At 46.2% G+C, this 18,393-nt stretch carries 18 protein-coding genes; 7 read left to right on the forward strand and 11 right to left on the reverse strand.

From position 1 onward, the window contains the following. The first annotated feature begins 83 nt into the window (after nucleotides 1-83). The 5 genes from xdhA to OCT63_RS03400 all read left to right on the forward strand — a co-directional run bounded on the left by xdhA (nucleotide 84) and on the right by OCT63_RS03400 (nucleotide 7,415). Complete coding sequence (gene xdhA / locus OCT63_RS03380) at nucleotides 84-1,529, forward strand: xanthine dehydrogenase small subunit (protein WP_269983196.1); 1,446 nt, start codon at nucleotides 84-86, stop codon at nucleotides 1,527-1,529. Further along, nucleotides 1,522-3,912 (forward strand): xanthine dehydrogenase molybdopterin binding subunit, encoded by a 2,391-nt coding sequence (gene xdhB, locus OCT63_RS03385; protein WP_269983197.1) that lies wholly within the window; start codon nucleotides 1,522-1,524, stop codon nucleotides 3,910-3,912. Before xdhA ends, xdhB begins: the two co-directional genes overlap by 8 nt. A gap of 53 nt (nucleotides 3,913-3,965) precedes the next feature. Beyond that, entirely contained in the window at nucleotides 3,966-4,853 is an 888-nt protein-coding gene (xdhC, locus tag OCT63_RS03390; protein WP_269983198.1) for a xanthine dehydrogenase accessory protein XdhC, read from the forward strand. 59 nt (nucleotides 4,854-4,912) lie between these two features. Beyond that, nucleotides 4,913-6,247, forward strand: a complete 1,335-nt coding sequence (gene guaD, locus OCT63_RS03395) for a guanine deaminase (RefSeq protein ID WP_269983199.1) — start codon at nucleotides 4,913-4,915, stop codon at nucleotides 6,245-6,247. A 286-nt stretch (nucleotides 6,248-6,533) separates the two neighbouring features. Next, nucleotides 6,534-7,415 (forward strand): AEC family transporter, encoded by an 882-nt coding sequence (locus OCT63_RS03400; protein WP_161685255.1) that lies wholly within the window; start codon nucleotides 6,534-6,536, stop codon nucleotides 7,413-7,415. A gap of 112 nt (nucleotides 7,416-7,527) precedes the next feature. Here OCT63_RS03400 and OCT63_RS03405 read toward each other — a convergent pair whose 3' ends face one another. The 11 genes from OCT63_RS03405 to puuE all read right to left on the reverse strand — a co-directional run bounded on the left by OCT63_RS03405 (nucleotide 7,528) and on the right by puuE (nucleotide 15,941). Then, nucleotides 7,528-7,908, reverse strand: a complete 381-nt coding sequence (locus OCT63_RS03405) for a carboxymuconolactone decarboxylase family protein (protein WP_017630716.1) — start codon at nucleotides 7,906-7,908, stop codon at nucleotides 7,528-7,530. A gap of 60 nt (nucleotides 7,909-7,968) precedes the next feature. After that, nucleotides 7,969-8,325 carry a MerR family transcriptional regulator gene (locus tag OCT63_RS03410; RefSeq protein WP_269983200.1) on the reverse strand — a complete coding sequence of 119 codons (357 nt, stop codon included), beginning with the start codon at nucleotides 8,323-8,325 and terminating at the stop codon, nucleotides 7,969-7,971. 36 nt (nucleotides 8,326-8,361) lie between these two features. Continuing rightward, nucleotides 8,362-8,880 (reverse strand): hypothetical protein, encoded by a 519-nt coding sequence (locus tag OCT63_RS03415; protein WP_161671986.1) that lies wholly within the window; start codon nucleotides 8,878-8,880, stop codon nucleotides 8,362-8,364. 288 nt (nucleotides 8,881-9,168) lie between these two features. Next, nucleotides 9,169-9,648: a GNAT family N-acetyltransferase gene (locus OCT63_RS03420; protein WP_161671985.1), complete on the reverse strand. Its 480-nt coding sequence runs from the start codon at nucleotides 9,646-9,648 to the stop codon at nucleotides 9,169-9,171. Nucleotides 9,649-9,968: 320 nt separating this feature from the next. Continuing rightward, a complete protein-coding gene (locus OCT63_RS03425; protein ID WP_161748799.1) occupies nucleotides 9,969-10,565 on the reverse strand; it encodes a DJ-1/PfpI family protein in 597 nt (198 codons plus the stop codon). Nucleotides 10,566-10,616: 51 nt separating this feature from the next. Beyond that, a complete protein-coding gene (locus OCT63_RS03430) occupies nucleotides 10,617-11,180 on the reverse strand; it encodes a hypothetical protein (RefSeq protein WP_161671983.1) in 564 nt (187 codons plus the stop codon). A 270-nt stretch (nucleotides 11,181-11,450) separates the two neighbouring features. After that, on the reverse strand, nucleotides 11,451-12,767 hold the full coding sequence (locus OCT63_RS03435; protein ID WP_269983201.1) for a urate hydroxylase PuuD: 1,317 nt from the start codon (nucleotides 12,765-12,767) through the stop codon (nucleotides 11,451-11,453). Nucleotides 12,768-12,781: 14 nt separating this feature from the next. Next, nucleotides 12,782-13,342 carry an ureidoglycolate lyase gene (locus OCT63_RS03440; RefSeq protein WP_269983202.1) on the reverse strand — a complete coding sequence of 187 codons (561 nt, stop codon included), beginning with the start codon at nucleotides 13,340-13,342 and terminating at the stop codon, nucleotides 12,782-12,784. A gap of 14 nt (nucleotides 13,343-13,356) precedes the next feature. Then, entirely contained in the window at nucleotides 13,357-14,343 is a 987-nt protein-coding gene (gene alc, locus OCT63_RS03445; RefSeq protein WP_017054908.1) for an allantoicase, read from the reverse strand. 121 nt (nucleotides 14,344-14,464) lie between these two features. Beyond that, nucleotides 14,465-14,980, reverse strand: coding sequence for a 2-oxo-4-hydroxy-4-carboxy-5-ureidoimidazoline decarboxylase (gene uraD / locus OCT63_RS03450; protein WP_269983203.1), 516 nt, complete (start codon nucleotides 14,978-14,980; stop codon nucleotides 14,465-14,467). A 22-nt stretch (nucleotides 14,981-15,002) separates the two neighbouring features. Next, the gene (gene puuE / locus OCT63_RS03455; protein WP_060469010.1) at nucleotides 15,003-15,941 is read right to left on the reverse strand and encodes an allantoinase PuuE; all 939 of its coding nucleotides are present in this window, start codon (nucleotides 15,939-15,941) and stop codon (nucleotides 15,003-15,005) included. A 411-nt stretch (nucleotides 15,942-16,352) separates the two neighbouring features. Here puuE and uraH point away from each other — a divergent pair, with 411 nt between their 5' ends. Together uraH and OCT63_RS03465 are read left to right on the forward strand one after the other, a co-directional pair. Next, nucleotides 16,353-16,706, forward strand: a complete 354-nt coding sequence (gene uraH / locus OCT63_RS03460) for a hydroxyisourate hydrolase (RefSeq protein ID WP_161685272.1) — start codon at nucleotides 16,353-16,355, stop codon at nucleotides 16,704-16,706. A 246-nt stretch (nucleotides 16,707-16,952) separates the two neighbouring features. Beyond that, a complete protein-coding gene (locus tag OCT63_RS03465; protein WP_161754070.1) occupies nucleotides 16,953-18,296 on the forward strand; it encodes an NCS2 family permease in 1,344 nt (447 codons plus the stop codon). Nucleotides 18,297-18,393: the final 97 nt, after the last annotated feature.

The raw sequence follows: 18,393 nt of genomic DNA on the forward strand, positions 1-18,393 counted from the left end.
ACCGTGGGGTCAGGATGGATAATTATTGAGTTAGAAGTCAAAAAGAATACACATGGAAATATGTCGATTTACAAGGAGGTCTCTTGATTACTTTTTTGCTCAATCAGGAAATAAGACGTGAAGACAATCTGTCACCGAACATGACAGTGCTCAACTACCTTCGTACCAAGGTTAATAAAACGGGTACAAAAGAAGGTTGTGGGTCCGGTGACTGTGGTGCATGTACCGTCGTTTTAGGTGAAGTGGTAGATGGACAACTGCAATACCGCTCGGTGAACTCTTGCCTGACGTTCGTTTCAGCGCTGCACGGAAAACAGCTAATCACAGTAGAAGATCTACAAAACCGAGATAAGTCATTGCACCCTGTACAGAAAGCGATGGTGGATTTTCACGGTTCACAGTGTGGTTACTGCACGCCGGGCTTCATCATGTCGATGTTTGCCCTAGGCAAGAACAAACCCGATGCGAGCAAAGAAGACGTCATGGAATCACTGGCGGGTAACCTATGCCGCTGTACGGGCTACCGACCAATTGTTGATGCTGCGATGTCGCTTTCAACAGACCAACCTTTGATCGACCAATTCGCTGAGCTTGAACGCAACACCATCAAGAAGCTAGAAGGTATTCAAGACACCGAAGCCAACTTACGCCTTGGTCACCTCACCGCTTTTTCCCCGAAAAGCACTGATGAGCTGGCCAAGCTTTTTCACGCACATCCGAACGCCAAGCTGGTTGCTGGCGGTACGGATTTAGCACTGGAAGTGACGCAGTTCCACCGCGAGATTGAAACACTGATCAGCGTAAACCTTGTTGAAGATATGAAGGTATGCGAAGAAACCGACACCGATTTAATCATTGGTGCCAACCTGCCTATCAGTGACTCTTACGCACTACTGAAAAAACACTACCCAGATTTTGGTGAGCTGCTACACCGCTTTGCTTCCCTACAAGTACGTAACCAAGGCACCATTGGCGGTAATGTGGCGAATGCCTCGCCTATCGGTGATACCCCTCCTCTGCTGATTGCTCTCGACGCGAAGATCAAACTTCGCTGCGGAGATGAGTCACGCACCATGCCAATTGAAGATTACTTCATCAGCTACAAAGTGACGGCGCAGAAAGAGAGTGAATTCATTGAACAGATCATCATTCCTAAGCCAACCAACGACAGCTTCCGAGCTTACAAAGTGTCGAAACGTTTAGACGACGACATCTCTGCGGTGTGTGGCGCGTTTGATATTCAAATTGAAGATGGCAAGGTTTCTTACGCTCGTATCGCTTTCGGCGGTATGGCAGCAACGCCTAAGCGTGCAACTCGTTGTGAAAATACGTTATTAGGCAAACCGTGGACAGACGCTAATATTAAGTTAGCGATGCAGGAACTGTATAACGACTTTGAGCCGCTATCTGATTTCCGTGCAAGCCAAGAATACCGTTCATTGTCGGCGGCCAACATGCTGCGTCGCTACTTCATTGAACGACAGAACAAAAACAACCAAATCGAAACAAGGGTAACGTCTTATGTCTAAATCACACGAGCATGCGATGACCCACGAAGAGATGGTTACCATTGCAAAACAAGACCTAAAAACTGGCGTGGGTAAAAGCGTTAAACACGACAGTGCAGCCAAGCAAGTAACGGGCGAAGCGGTGTACATTGATGACCGCCTTGAGTTCCCAAATCAGCTGCACGTATACGCACGCTTGAGCACTCAAGCGCACGCGAACATCACCAAGATAGATTTATCACCGTGTTACGAATTTGAAGGCGTGGCGATTGCCATTCAAGCCAAAGACGTACCGGGTGAACTGGATATTGGTGCGATTCTTCCAGGCGACCCACTGCTGGCCGACGGCAAAGTAGAATACTACGGCCAACCGGTAATTGCGGTGGCAGCTAACGATTTAGAAACCGCACGCAAAGCCGCACACGCTGCGATTATTGAATACGAAGAGCTTCCTGCCATTCTTGATGTGAAAGAAGCGCTGGCAAAAGAGCACTTCGTGACAGAAAGCCACACTCAACAACGTGGTGACTCGAAAGCCGCACTGGCAAAAGCAAAACACGTAATCTCTGGCGACCTAGAGATCGGCGGCCAAGAACACTTCTACCTAGAAACCCAAATCAGTAGCGTAATGCCAACCGAAGATGGCGGCATGATCGTCTACACCTCGACTCAAAACCCGACCGAAGTTCAAAAGCTGGTTGCGGAAGTGATTGGCGTACCGATGCACAAAGTCGTGATTGATATGCGTCGTATGGGTGGTGGTTTCGGTGGTAAAGAGACTCAAGCGGCCTCTCCAGCGTGTATGGCTGCGGTGATTGCCCACCTTACAGGCCGACCTACCAAAATGCGTCTGATGCGTAATGAAGACATGCAGCAGACTGGTAAACGCCACCCGTTCTACAATCAATACACAGTCGGTTTTGACGACAATGGTGTGATTCAAGGTGCCGACATTACCGTTGCAGGTAACTGTGGTTACTCACCAGACTTATCAAGCTCTATCGTCGACCGCGCGATGTTCCACTCAGACAACGCTTATTACCTAGGCGATGCAACTGTGGTCGGTCACCGATGCAAAACCAACATAGCATCGAACACCGCTTATCGTGGCTTTGGTGGCCCGCAAGGCATGATGACCATTGAACACATCATGGACGAGATTGCGCGTTACCTGAAAAAAGATCCTTTGGAAGTACGTAAGGCGAATTACTACGGCGAAGAAGGCCGTAACGTGACCCATTACTACCAAACCGTTGAAGACAACTTTTTACCTGAGATAACCGAACAGCTTGAACGCAGCAGTGACTATCACGCACGTCGTAAAGAAATCGCTGAGTTCAACAAGCAAAGCCCTATCTTAAAGAAAGGTCTAGCGATCACACCAGTGAAATTCGGCATCTCGTTTACTGCAACTTTCTTGAACCAAGCAGGTGCGCTCATCCATATCTACACCGATGGCAGTATTCATTTGAATCACGGTGGTACGGAAATGGGGCAAGGCTTGAACATCAAAGTGGCACAAATCGTTGCACAGGAGTTCCAAGTCGATGTCGAACGTATCCAGATCACCGCTACAAACACAGACAAAGTTCCGAACACATCACCAACCGCAGCCTCATCGGGCGCCGACCTCAACGGTAAGGCCGCGCAAAACGCCGCTATAACCATTAAGCAGCGCCTGATCGACTTCGCTTCTTCGCACTTCAAAGTGTGGCCTGAAGAGGTGGTGTTTAAGAACGGCATGGTGCAGATCCGCGATGAGATCATGACCTTCAACTCGTTTGTTGAACTGGCTTGGTTTAACCAAATTTCGCTATCGAGCACTGGCTTCTACCGCACTCCAAAGATCTATTATGATCACGAGAAAGCGCGCGGCCGTCCGTTCTACTACTACGCGTATGGCGCATCTTGTTCAGAAGTCATTATCGATACCCTAACCGGCGAAAACAAAATTCTGCGTGTCGATATTCTGCATGACGTAGGCGCTTCATTGAACCCTGCGATTGATATCGGCCAAGTCGAAGGTGGCTTTGTGCAAGGTGTCGGTTGGTTAACGACGGAAGAGTTGGTTTGGAACCAACAAGGCCGCTTAATGACCAATGGCCCAGCGAGTTACAAGATCCCTGCGATTGCTGATATGCCGATTGATTTCAGAACGCACCTGTTAGAAAACCGCAGCAACCCAGAAGACACCGTCTTCAACTCGAAAGCCGTGGGTGAACCCCCTTTCATGTTGGGTATGTCGGTATGGAGCGCACTGAAAGATGCAATAAGCTATGTCGCTGTCGATGGCGCGATTCCTAAGCTCAACACACCTGCAACGCCAGAGCGCATTCTGATGGCGATACAGGAAGTATCTGAAACGGCTCCGACTTCGGTCGATGCTCAATCAGAAACGGCTTAGGGCTCATATCGCTCGTTTAGCGTAGGAAGCACAGAAGGGATTTAGGAGGACATATGTTTAAGGATAATTGGATTCACGAACTGGCAAAACTGGAAGAGAACTACGAGCCATGTGTCATGGTGACAGTGCTTGAAGACAGAGGTTCCGTTCCACGCGATGCGGGTACCAAGATGCTTGTCACTCGTGACCGAATCATCGCTACGATTGGTGGTGGTCACCTTGAACATGTGGCCACTAAAATGGCGCGTGAAATGCTGATTGCCAGCGAAAAATCACTCAAAGTGGAACGCTTCAACCTAGGTGCTCGTTTAGGCCAATGTTGCGGCGGAATGGCAACATTAAGCTTTGAACCGATTGGCACTCAACAGAATCACCTTGTGTTGTTCGGCGCTGGCCATGTTGCCAAAGCGCTACTGCACATTGTTGCGACCCTGCCCTTTCGTGTGACCTGGATTGATGAACGCGAAGAAGTATTCCCCGAAACGCTGCCACACGGTGTGAAAAAGCTTGTCTCAGACGATCCAGTCGGAGAAGTGAAACACATGCCGCCGAACAGCTATTACCTAGTGATGACGCACAACCACCAGCTCGATTTCGATTTAACCAAAGCCATTATCGACCGTGAAGACAGCCGTTACTTCGGCATGATCGGCTCGCTCACTAAACGTAAGAAGTTCGACTTCCGCTTAGAGCAACGTGGTTACAACCAAGAGCAAATTGAAACCATGGTTTGCCCGATTGGCATTAGCGCCGTGAATGGCAAACATCCGGCTGAAATTGCGGTATCGGTTGCGGGTGAACTGATCGCACACTATCAAGGCCAAGCGCTTGAACAAAAGCGCCCAACCAAACAATATCAAAATCAAAATCAAGATTTGACCGATCAACACAGTCAATCAAGCGATGTAGGCGAACCACCATTGGAAGAGAAGATCGCCTAGTACAAGTCGCAAAGCTTCAGTGGCCATAACGTCGCTGAAGTCATTAAAAGGAAGTAAACATGACAACGCAACGCAAAGCTTATCGCGCCAGTATTTTACACAGCGTAGCCGACCCAAAAGACGTCGGTATCGATGAGTCTTACGACTATTTTGAAGACGGTGTTTTAGTGGTTGAGAACGGCCACATCGTCGACTTAGGCAATGCCGATGACGTATTGGCTCGCCAGCCTAAAACACTCGAAGTAAAAGAATACAAAGACAAGCTGATCACCTCTGGCTTTATTGATACGCACATCCACTACCCTCAAACGGGGATGATCGCGTCTTACGGTGAGCAGCTACTTGATTGGTTAGAGAACTACACCTTCCCAGAAGAGAAACGCTTCAAAAACCCAGTCTATGCACACAAAGTGGCGAAGCTATTCCTAGACGAATTAGCAAGCAACGGTACCACCACAGCACTCGTGTTCGGTACCGTGCACAAAGAGTCGGTTAACGTTTTCTTTGAAGAAGCTGAGAAGCGCAACCTACGTATGATCGCGGGTAAGGTTTTAATGGATCGCAACGCGCCAGACTACCTCACCGACACGCCAGAGTCTGGCTATGCTGACTCCAAAGAACTGATTGAGAAATGGCATAACCGCAGCCGCTTACTTTATGCAGTGACGCCTCGCTTTGCGCCTACTAGCACACCAGAGCAATTGACGACCGTTGGTAAACTTCTTGAAGAGTACCCAGACGTATACATGCATACGCACCTTTCTGAAAACGAGAAAGAGATTGAATGGGTAAAAGAACTGTTCCCTGAACGTGATAGCTATTTAGATGTGTATGACCACTATGGCCTACTGCACAAACGTTCGGTATTCGCCCATGGCATTCACTTGTCTGATTGCGAATGTAAGCGCCTAGCTGACACCGAATCCGCCATCGCTTTCTGTCCGACCTCTAACCTGTTCTTAGGCTCAGGTTTATTCCGATTACCAGAAATGGAAGGGCACGGCATTCGTGTTGGTATGGGTACTGATGTCGGTGCAGGCACTAGCTTCTCAATCCTGCAGACCATGAGTGAAGCCTACAAGATCATGCAGCTTCAACATAAGAAGCTTCACCCAGCGAAATCCCTGTTCTTGGCAACATTAGGCGGCGCACGTTCTCTGCATTTGGAAGACAAGATCGGTAACTTAGAAGTAGGAAAAGAAGCGGATTTCGTGGTGTTGGACTTGCACGCCACCCAACTGATGCGCTTTAGAATGGAACAAGCCACCAAGCTTGAAGAAAAGCTATTCGTGTTGATGAGCTTGGGTGACGACAGAACCGTCAGCGAGACTTACATCTACGGAGAGAAAGCCTACGATGTGAATTTCAAAGATTACAAAAAGCTTGTTAGTTAGGCTTAAAACCGAGTAACAATCGCTAGACAGCGACAGCCGTCGTTAATTAAAAATCCGTCCAGATTTATCTAGCCTTTAAAGACCAGTTGCTGATGCTACTGGTCTTTTTTGTGCTTCATTCAAAGAAATATAAATTAACCGCTCACAGACAACGATCTTCGGTGACGCCAAGTCATTATATTGATAGGTTAATGTTTATACATATCGACTTAATGCTTCGTTTGGCGTCTCTCTCAAACATTCGTTTCTCAGCTAAATGGAAGCACTCAATCTAGAAAGGAATTCTATGTTCGAACAGGTCGTCAGCATTCTGTTTCCCGTTTTTGCTTTAGCCAGTGCTGGCTTTGCGGTCGGTCGTTGGCTCAAGCCCGATTTCAAGCCGATCAATCGCATCAACATGGATGTTTGTATTCCTGCTTTGGTGTTTGCATCGCTGACCACCATGCCTCTCGACACCGAGCAACTGCCGCTGATTTCTGCCTCTTTGGTGGCGGTGTTAGTGCCAGCATTGTTGATGATTCCAATCTGTAAGATCTTTAAGCTCAACTTCAAAGCTTGGGCTCCACCACACATGTTCCGCAATAGTGGTAACCTCGCCATTCCCTTGTTCACTTATACCTTTGGTGAGAGCGCGTTAGCTCCTGCGGTATTGCTATTTGTGGTATCGGCGTGCGTGCATATTAGTGTCGGTTTGGCGCTACTAAGCGAAGGTAATCCGATCAAACAGATCCTCAAGATGCCGATATTCTTAGCCGCTGCGTTAGCGATGACGCTGAACCTATCTGGCATTGCGGTGTGGAATCCAATCTACGAAGCCACTTCACTGCTTGGGCAAGCAGCTGTGCCTATCATGCTGCTGTCACTAGGTTCGCAAATGGTCAACTTGAGGCTGAGCGGATTAAAGGTCGGTTTGTTGTGCACCGCACAATCACTGTTTACTGGCGCCATCGCCTTTACCATCATCTACTTCTTTATTCCGTTGCCAACGCTGCACCTACAAATGATGGTGCTGTTCACCATGCTGCCACCTGCCGTGATGAACTACCTGTTCGCAGAACGCTTCAATGTTGAGCCACCTAAGGTCGCGTCTATGGTGTTGTTTGGTAACTTCTTAAGCGTGGTCACTTTGCCTATCTTGCTTTCTTTCGCGCTGTCTTTGTCGTCTTAAAGAACCACGAACCTTCCAGATTAACGACCTTTAAAACTTAGCTAATCAATAAAAAGGGAGCGTAACTTAGTAGAGTTGACGTTCCCTTTTCAGATTATATTTTCTGTTTATCTCAAGCAGTGTTTCTCTCAGCAAGCACTTCCTTGAAAGCAAACATGCCATTCAATGCCGAAGGGAATCCCGCATACACCGACATCTGCAATATCACTTCTTTGATCTCCTCCTCGCTGCAGCCGACATTGAGTGCCGCATTCAAATGCACCTTAAGTTGAGGGGCACAATTACCGAGCGCAGTTAGGGCTGCCACGGTCGCAATCTCTCGCGATTTCAAATCCAAACCGGGGCGTGAATAGATATCACCGAAGGGATATTCGATAGTATATTTGGCAAGATCAGGGCAGATATCTTTCAGGCTTTCAATAACCTGTTGCCCTGCTTCTCCGTCGATATGATTCAGTCTTTCTAAGCCAGTTTCAAAACGTGATTGATTCATGGAAATGTTCCTGTTTTTTGGGGTTACAGGAACACCTTACAAGTTAGAGTCAACTCTAAGTCAACGGACTTTTCCATCTCGATACAAACTAATTTTTTGCTCTAGCGCAGCCAGATGCTTTTGCTGTTCTTCAATATGGGAACGCAAATTCTGTTGATGCTGTTCAAGTAACATTTGGCGCTGTGAGACCGATTCTGGCCCTAACTCCCTGAGCTTTGCGTATTCTAGAATTTCATCTAGCGGCATTGCGGTATCTTTCAGTCGCTTAACAAACTCAATCCAGGTGACGTCCTTTAATGTATAGACTCGATGACCGCTGCTGTTCCGTTGAATATTTTTCAACAAGCCGATTTTTTCATAGTAGCGAAGCGTATGGGCAGATAAACCCACTAACCGAGAAAACTCACTCACATTCATTACTTCACCTTTCGATATAATTATTGAGAAACCAAACTACGCGCATTTATCTAATTTGAGCTCTGCGGTCACTTTCGTCAAACGCAACGCAATTGCGAAACAGACTAAGTAAGGACTCACATACCAGAAGATGCTTTCTAGTGGCTGCTTCACCTGCGCTTCTCTGGTTTTAATGTATTGGTTCTTCTGTTTTTCATACTGACTCAGCATACCACTCACCCACACGGCGTCGCTTTCCACCAGCGATACGCTAGGCGCAGGCACCGTGAAATCAGCCGCGTTGGGCAACAGAGTGAAATCGACATCTTTGAATGTAATAGCCGTGTTCAAATACCACAAACACGCCTCATGGTGCTGTCCGTGAGAGTCTAAAGATGGCTGGCCTGTACAGATGTCGCTTCTTAATTTATCCAAAGAGAACTGCTGAATCGACTCTAAAATAGTGACAGCTCTGGTTTGTTCGGTCTCGACCCAATCACCGGCTACCGATGCCCTAATTTCAGACACCGCACCCAGCATGCCGATACCCGCCAACAGCGGCCATAAATAATCCATAAGCTTCCATTTGCGTCGGCTCAAGTTGAACCCACACCAAATTGGAATATGTAAGACGAGCGTTAGCCCTAGTGATAGCAAAACGAAATTCAAGGAGCTAGAGAGCATGAGTTCGCTATCAAAGAAGTTCTTCATAATGAGAGACTTGCCTGTATAACAAAGAGAAATTTGATACTAGGTTCGATATTAGAAAAGAGTGTAAGGAGAAAGTAAAAACAGCACCAACCATTAGACTTAGCGCTGTTTATTTGAGCTTATAAATATCACACTCCACACGCAGAACAGGCATCATAGTGCGCTTTGGGCTAAAAGCTTTTCCATCGGAATACAATCGAGGCTAATACCTCTAGGAGAGTGATAAGTGGAAAGTTCACCACCAATAAAGCCACACGAACGATAAAACGCAGCGGCATTCAGGGTCGATTCTAGCTTCATTAATGGCAAGTTGTGTTGAATCGCGAGTTCCTCTAAGAACTGCAACATCTGCTTCGCTGCGCCTTTCCCGGCAAAATCAGGATCCACAAAAATAGCATCAACCATACCGGTTTCGGTGTTGATCTTACCGCTGCCAATCACTCGGCCATCAACTTCTGAAACGTGAAAGGTTTGGACTACATCGCTTATGAATCCATCAGACATTCCACCCTGCGTCCATATTGACAGCTGTTCTTCTGAGTAATAAGCCGAGCACTTCTCGACAATGGCACGGCTTCGAATATCGAAAATATCCTGAGCATCAGACTCAACCGCTTTTCTAATTGTAATCATAAGCCTACCTCAAGGAATTGGTGGAAAATGGAAAGTCATGGCTGTGTGACTAATCTAACTCAACCTATCACAAGGCGACGGGCCATTTCCGCCCCTAAATATACCCAATGAAATCCGCTTTCTGTTCGCGGTATTTACCTTTTGGCCAGCTTCACACGCCATTTTGAGGGATATCAGAATAATGCATCAATGCCCTAAAATATGCGACTATCACCTCTTCCATTTTCTGTCCTAATTAAAGTCAAGTTGAAACAGAAAATGCCATGGTAGATATTCATATCAAGAACCTTGTACGAGACTGTATACACAAAGAATCCACTTTAAAGGTAAGCGCCCACCACCGACATACAGTGTTTTACTGAGTTTTCTTTCTCGCCTACAGGAGCGACATAGTGAATTGCAGCTTCAGCATGCGATTGGTCTACGAGCTTGCTGATAACCCATGCAGCTAAGTATTTAGACGACAAGCAGCCACCCGCTGTAGCAATATTACCTTCCGCATAAAACGGCTGGTCCAACACGGTCACACCGGATTCAATTACCCATGGCTTCGTTGTTAAATCAGTACAGGCTGGAACTTGATTCAGTAACCCCAATACCGACATTAACAAAGTCCCAGAGCATTGACCGCCAATCAATTGTGTTCGTGGATTAAGGTTTAACCTTGAGAGTAATTTATCATCTTGGGCAATATCACGAGTCAACATGCCACTACCAAACAACACCGCATCAGCAGTATTGGCAAACTCCAGAGGTTGCTGAGATTGAATTGTGACTCCATTCATTGAAGTCACTGATTCTGTGGGGCTAGTGATCTGCACATTCCAGCCAAACTCTTTCATTCGATTCAAAATACCCGCTGCGATGAAAGAATCTAGCTCGTTGAATCCATCAAATGTTAATACTGCAATATCCATATTTTCTCAATCTAATAATTTAAATAAATTTAAAGGTCTATTCGATACATTTCAAAATATGTTAGGACATTCTTCTAAGTATTCTTTCAGACCAGTATTAACCAAATATTCATCTGCATCATGTTCACATACATCGAGATAATACCTTTTTCCGTTAGAGGTTTTATAAATCACCCAATGCCCTGTACGTCCTTGACTATAGCTCTCTAAAAAATCACTCATTACTTGATTAACAGAACCTGGCGCTAACTTTATGTTGTTACGACGTAAGTAATTATTGAAGTTGATAATAAAACCACTTCTATATGTATCAATATGGTCATGTTTGATGGCATATTTGGATAAACAACGTAAACCTCCTCTTCTAACCATTACCTTTGTTTTGAAGTTGATATCCCTACCAAATTGCTCAGGTCTAACAACACCTTGAATACAGAGTTCGTGTAGTCTTTTTTTGAAGTACTCAGAATAAAAGTGCTTAGAAGATAAGCCTAATGTTTCGAAGAACTCTGTCGTACTAAAATTCTTGTACTGATTAAAATCAGTACTCTCATCTGCATCAAAAACAACTTCTGTATAGGATTCATGTTCAATTAAATCTATATGGGGTATCAATAAAACCTCCTTATCTACAACAATTCAGGGCATACGTTCCGACATCCAAAACTAAAAGCCGTTGACGGTACCTTATTCCAATAAATTTAAACTACATATGCACTTGAAGTCATTATTTAAATACGATTTATTACTCCTTTGTCCAAAAACAAAAAGCCCCGGTTATAGGAACCGGGGAAACAGGGTGGGATGAGTTTGGCGCGTGCCCGAAACCAAACTCTCTCCAAGCCTCACCTAAGACTCATGCTCTTAGGTAAAGGATTCACATCATTATTGAAGCGTCGCGCCTTGCTCTACCCAAGTGCCGATGAGTGCGCGTTCTTCATCAGTCATTTGAGTCATGTTACCGAGCGGCATCACCTTGGTTGTTACGGTTTGCGCAACAATCCTTGGGACGTTGGCTTTAATCTCTTCTGGGGTATCAAACATCACACCGGCTGGCGCCGCAGCAAACGCGGCGTGGCTGGGGGTTGATGAGTGACACACAGAACATCGCTCTTGAATGACTTTGTTGATGGTTTCAAAGCTAACGCCTGCGCTAGCAGATTGCGTTGCGTGCGCTGGAGCCTGTTGAGCATCAGTCGTTGCCGAAGCTGTGTTATTCGCAGCAAGTTCTTCTGGAACCGATTCTGTCGCGCTGACTTGCGCTTCTTGAACCACTGGTGCTTGCACAACCGGAGTCATCTGTTTTTTCGCGTAAGGAGAGGTAACAAACGCAAGCGTGATCATACCCAATGCCGCTACTGGTATTGTCCATGCGAACTTCTGGCTACCATGACGTGTGTTGAAGTAGTGACGCACCAAGATACTGAAGATCGCTAGCCCAGCAAGAATCAGCCAGTTATATTCCGAGCCATAAGTGCTTGGGAAGTGGTTACTGATCATGATGAACAGCACTGGCAGTGTCATGTAGTTGTTGTGACGAGAACGCAGTAAGCCCTTCGCTGGCAATGCCGGATCCGGTTCGCGCTTCTCTTCAATCGCTTTCACCAAGTTACGCTGCGCCGGCATGATAACGCGGAATACGTTACCCACCATGATGGTACCAATGATGGCACCCACGTGGATGTAAGCACCACGACCACTGAACACTTGAGTTAGACCATAGGTCGCAGCAACGAGCAGCACAAACAGCACAACGCCAAGCAACACGGGCGTTTTACCCAATGGCGAATCACACAGTAAGTCGTAGATAAACCAACCAGCAACGAATGAACCAATACCAATCGCGATTGCGGTGGTTGAATCAAGGCCCGAGCCCGGTGCAATCAGGTAAATTTCAGCGTTAAGGTAGTAAACCACACCCAGCAGACACACACCGGTGATCCACGTGAAGTAGGCTTCCCACTTGAACCAGTGCAGGTGCTCTGGCATTTCTGGTGGCGCGAGTTTGTACTTCTCTAGGTGATAAATACCACCGCCGTGAATCGCCCATAAGTCGCCTGAAAGGCCAGTTTTAGGGTTAACTCGGTTAAGGTTGTTCTCTAACCAAACAAAGTAAAATGATGCGCCTATCCATGCAACACCAACAATCATGTGAATCCAGCGAATTGCTAAATTCAACCACTCTGTAATATGCGGATCCATAATAAACTCCTGTATCACAACACTTTAGCTAAGCATTGCTCTTCCTTGTTGTCTTCCGTTGGCAGATCGTCCAAATGCAATGCCACTCGATCGTTGTCGAAATAAACTTCATCACAGTTGTGCCCTTCGCCGCCTCTATCGACGATCAAGAACTGGTCTTGATCGGTGAGGGCAAGAACAGGGTGATGCCACACCCCTTTGTGATAATTCACTCCTTGACGGCCGTTACTCAAGAAGGCTCGACTCTGAGCTAACGCTGGGTCATCGCCTTTTGGCGCCACAACAATTAAATAGGGTTGACCAAGTAATGGAATAAATGCCTGAGAACCAAGTGGATGACGCTCTAACATTTTGATGGTCAGTGGGTAGCTTAACGGTGTGGCTTGGAAGATGCTGATGATCGCTTCTCCGTCTTGGTCTTGTACATCCGTTGTCGCTAGCTTGTGGTAGCGACGTGTTGATCCACTGTTGATCATGAAGAAATCACTATTATCGGACTCGATAACATCGCCAAACTCTGCAAAAGCCTGCTTGGTTAACGGTTCGATGGATAAACGACGTATTCCATTACTCATACTCATTTCCTTACCTATTTCGCTTTCGTACCAAATAGACGCAAACGGCTAATACCACCATCTGGGAATATGTTTGCACGGACGTGGGTAATCGCACCAAGGTCGTTAACCTCAGAAATGAATTCGTGAATCTCGTGCGCTTGCAGCTTTTGTGCAGGCAAGAGTTCACGCCAGAAGAGACTTTGTGTTTCTACTTGGTCGTCTGTACCACCTTTAACGTAAGCCGCTTGAATTGAGCAACTGTCTGGATAGTTACCTTTGAAGTGTGCCGTATCAACTATGATACGCTCGATGTTGCCAGGGTGGCCGAGTGCCACGATTACCCAGTCGTTACCCGGTGTACGACGACGTGCTGTTTCCCAGCCATCCCCCATGTTTTCACCGCGGCCTGGGCCTAAAATATTGGCTTTATTGCCGTAGTGTTCGTCACTACACGCCAACGCTCGACCGCCATGTTCAACGGCTGCTAGATCAACTTGTTGTTGAGAATCTATCGCGTCCCAATCAACACTTGGTCGGCCATAAACACGTAAGCGTGCAACACCGCCATCTGGGTAGATGTTCAAACGTAGGTGCGTAAATACTTGGTCACTTTCGATTGCTTCAAGATGATGGTGATCACCTTGTAGTGCCATTGAAGGCAGGATTTCTTGCCACTCTGTTGAGTCTGTTGGCTCACCTTGTGGTGAATAACACGCGTCAATGGATGCCGAAGGTGGGAAGTTACCTGTGAAGAATGAGGTATCAATATCAACGCCAGCAATGGTGCCAGCTAATCCAAGGCGAACCACGCAGTAGTCGTAACCTTCACCGCGTTTACGCCTGCTTTCCCAGCCGTCCATCCACTTACCGTTGTCATCGAAGAAGTCATCTTTCCACTCTGGTGCTGCATGGCTAAGCAGACGGCTTTTATCTGCAAAAAAATCGTCTGTTACGAAGATAGCTTCTGCGCCGATTTTTTCGTCTGCAAGGTTTATGTACTGTTCAAATTTATGGGTCATGTCCGTGTAATCCTATGAAATTAATCAAGTAATAATAAAATGAGAACTTAGTAGCTAATATTTACAAATCAAAACCTTAGCGTACTAAGACTGGGCTGAGATAGCTGTTAACTCCGTTAACTTACATATCCCAGAGACGAAACATCGCGATCTTGTTGATCTCTTGAATCGCCGTAGCAAACTCAGTTTCACTATCATTTCCTAATCGCATCTCGAACGACTCAAGAATTTGGTAACGATTGGCTCCCTTCACCGCCATAATAAAAGGGAAATTGAAGCGACTTTTGTAGCTGTTGTTGTAAGAAGTGAATTTTTCAAATTCTTCGGCGCTGCACTTTTCGATGCCCGCCCCCGCTTGTTCTTTGGTCGACGACTCGGTAAGTTCGCCGTTTACTGCTGCTCTTCCCGCTAAATCCGGGTGAGCATTGATCAAAGCCAACTGTTTGCCTTGGTCTGCATGTAACAAGGTCGATGCCATTTTCAGATGAAGATTCTCGATATGATCATCTTCGGCATTCAAACCTTGGTCATAGACCGCTTCAGCAACCCATGGGCTGTGTTCGTAAACATCAGCAAAGTGCGCGACAAAAGTATCGCGTCTCATGGTTGTTGGTTGGCAAGATCGAAATTTAGTCACGTTAAGCCTCCTTGCTTCACTGCTACTTCCGCTGTTGATGATTAGCGTTATTTGGATGGTATGGGTGGTGTTGGTGCCAGTGGTTGGCAATATCGATTCGACGACATAGCCACACGCTGTCGTGCAGTTTGACGTAATCTAAGAAACGTCTTAACGCAGCAATACGACCGGGGCGACCAATCAGACGACAATGCAGACCAACCGACATCATTTTCGGTGCGGTTTCGCCTTCCATATACAGGGTGTCAAACGTGTCTTTTAGATATTGGAAGAACTGTTCACCCGAGTTAAAGCCTTGCGCCGTTGAAAAACGCATATCGTTCACATCGAGTGTGTATGGGATCACCAGTTGTGGATGACCAGCTTCGGTATGCCAATAAGGCAGATCATCATCGTAGGCATCCGAGTCGTAAAGAAAACCGCCCTCTTCTGCTACCAAGCGACGCGTATTCGGCCCTGTACGACCTGTGTACCAACCTTGCGGGCGTTGGCCTGTCACTTGTTGGATGATCTCGATCGCTTTAGTCATGTGGTCGCGCTCTTCAGACTCATCAATGTATTGATAGTCGATCCAGCGATAACCGTGGCTACAGATTTCGTGCCCCGCTTCAACCATGGCTTTAGCAACGTCTGGATGACGCTCAATCGCCATTGCGACCGCAAATACGGTCAGTGGGATTTCATATTCATCGAACAAGCGAAGAACACGCCACACACCCGCTCGGCTACCATATTCATAGATAGATTCCATACTGATGTGACGCTCGCCTTTGATCGGCTGTGCTGACGGGATCTCTGAGAGAAAGGCTTCAGACTCGTCGTCTCCATGTAACAAACAACGCTCACCGCCCTCTTCATAGTTCAATACAAAAGAAACCGCGACGCGCGCATTACCTGGCCATTGAGGGTTTGGAGGGTTAGCTCCGTAACCGATCAAATTTCTTGAATAATCCTTATTCATCCAAGTACTCCTAACATAAGTGGTTGGCTTAGCCGCTCTTTAGCTGGTTGATCAAAATGATTCCACGAATGGATTTTCCAAAAACCGAGCAACCTTACCCCTGTACATTTATTGTATACAATTATTTATCTCAATGTAAAGATTTTGTTATTCAAGTTAAATTTTGATTATTTATCTGATTAAAAACAACACCTTAACCAAACAAAAACTACCCAAAAACCGATAATAAGGATCTATAAAGTCAGAAAAAAAGACATATTGGTTAACATTTTTCCAACAATTGACTTTACTAATTGTGTACAGTTCGTACATAGTTAGTGATAACAAAGTGACGAGTTGCATTATGTGCAAGATCGAAATAGACAGATAAACCACGGAACAGAGGAGCGCCAAAAGCGCTATTAAGGGACTATGGGAAGATTAACAACACACGTATTAGACACCACACACGGCTTACCAGGTGCAGAGATCAAGGTAGAGCTTTATAAGGTTAATAAAGACTCGGTTGAAAAGTTGGCGACTGTTCTCACCAACTCAGATGGCCGTACCGATGCGCCGATTCTGGCAGGGAATGAGTTCCGACCGGGGAAATATCAATTGGTGTTTTACGTAGCCGATTACTACAGAAGTAAAGGCGTGGAATTGGATGGCGTGCCTTTCCTAGACGATGTTGTTATCCGCTTTGGCTTAGATGATCCAGAAGCGCACTACCACGTTCCGCTTTTAGTCTCACCATACAGTTTTTCGACTTATCGGGGCAGTTAGTCCCGAAACTTAGAATCTCGATCTAGGCTTCACCACTAAATAATAAACAGATTCGTGCGTGCATCTAAAAAGATGCGCGCTCATTAAGCACGCTCACATAAAAATACTAACAACGTTAACAGTTAGAAAATGAGTTGCTAAAAGCTCATCAATAACGGGTTAGTGACTAGGAAAAAACCTTAAAAATTAATATTGAAATCTCGCTGTATTCAATAAATGGATCACAACATAAAAGGACTTGCTGACATGAGTGAGAGTAAAACAGAAATACTCAACCAAGATGCGAATAACGGATTTTTAGAGAAACTCTTTAAAATTAAGGCTCACGGAAGCAGTGTGAAAAATGAGTTAGTCGGCGGTGTCACTACCTTTGCGACTATGGCTTATATCATTTTCGTTAACCCACAGATCATGGCCGCTTCGGGTATGGATGCAGGGGCGGTATTCGTCGCAACCTGTATTGGTGCCGCAATCGGTTGTTTATTAATGGGGTTATTTGCCAACTGGCCAGTTGGACTTGCACCGGGCATGGGTTTGAACGCCTTCTTCTCGTTCACTGTTGTGAGTGAAATGGGTTATAGCTGGGAAGTAGCACTGGGTGCGGTGTTTATCTCCGGTATTTTGTTTGTCGGGATGAGTTTTTACAAAGTACGCCAATGGATAATTGAAAGTATCCCAGTGAGTCTGCGTTATTCCATGACAGCTGGTGTTGGTTTGTTCTTGGGTCTGATTGGCTTAAAAACGGCAGGTATTGTCGTGGAAAATCCAGCAACATTGGTTTCTTTAGGTGACTTCACCAAACCTGAAGCGCTACTGGCCGCTATTGCTTTCCTCATTATTTCGGTTCTGAGTGAGCGCAAAGTATTTGGTGCGGTGTTAATTGGTATTTTGAGTGTGACTTTGGTCGGTATGATGCTTGGCTTAGTTCACTACAACGGTTTCTTTGCTGCGCCACCAAGTTTAGCGCCTACGTTCCTAAAAATGGACATTATGGGCGCTCTCGATGTTTCAATGATCAGCGTTATCTTGGCCTTCCTTTTTGTAAACATGTTCGATACCGCGGGTACTTTGATGGGCGTGGCTGAGCGTGCAAACCTAACCAATCCTGAAACGGGAAAAATTGAAGGTCTGAGCAAAGCACTGAAAGCTGACAGTATTTCAAGTGTGGCTGGTGCTTGTGTGGGTTGTCCGCCAGTCACCAGTTATGTAGAAAGTGCCGCCGGTGTTGCCGCTGGCGCACGTACTGGTCTTTCCGCCATTGTGGTTGGCGTATTGTTCTTAGCGGCGATTTTTCTATCACCACTAGCAGGCATGATCCCCGCTTACGCAACCTCTGGAGCACTCATCTATGTAGCGTTCGTGATGATGAGCAGCATGCAACACATCGACTGGAAAGACTTCACAAACGGTGCCCCTGCTGCCATTACGGCGCTAATGATGCCCCTGACGTTCTCTATCGCCAATGGTATCGCACTGGGGTTCATTACCTACACGGTACTTAAGCTGGCGACAGGTAAAACCAAAGATGTGTCTATCTCGATGTACTTTCTCGCGGTTATCTTCATCGCCAAGCTAGTATTCATCGGCTAGCAACCAAACATGACTGCCGCTTAGCTTGTTCAAAAGCCGATCGACAGTCGAATGTAAATACTAATGAAAATAAGCACCAACCAAGTTTTTTGAAAAA

This window comes from Vibrio sp. RW, assembly GCF_027587105.1.
GTDB classification, from domain to species: Bacteria; Pseudomonadota; Gammaproteobacteria; order Enterobacterales; family Vibrionaceae; genus Vibrio; species Vibrio toranzoniae.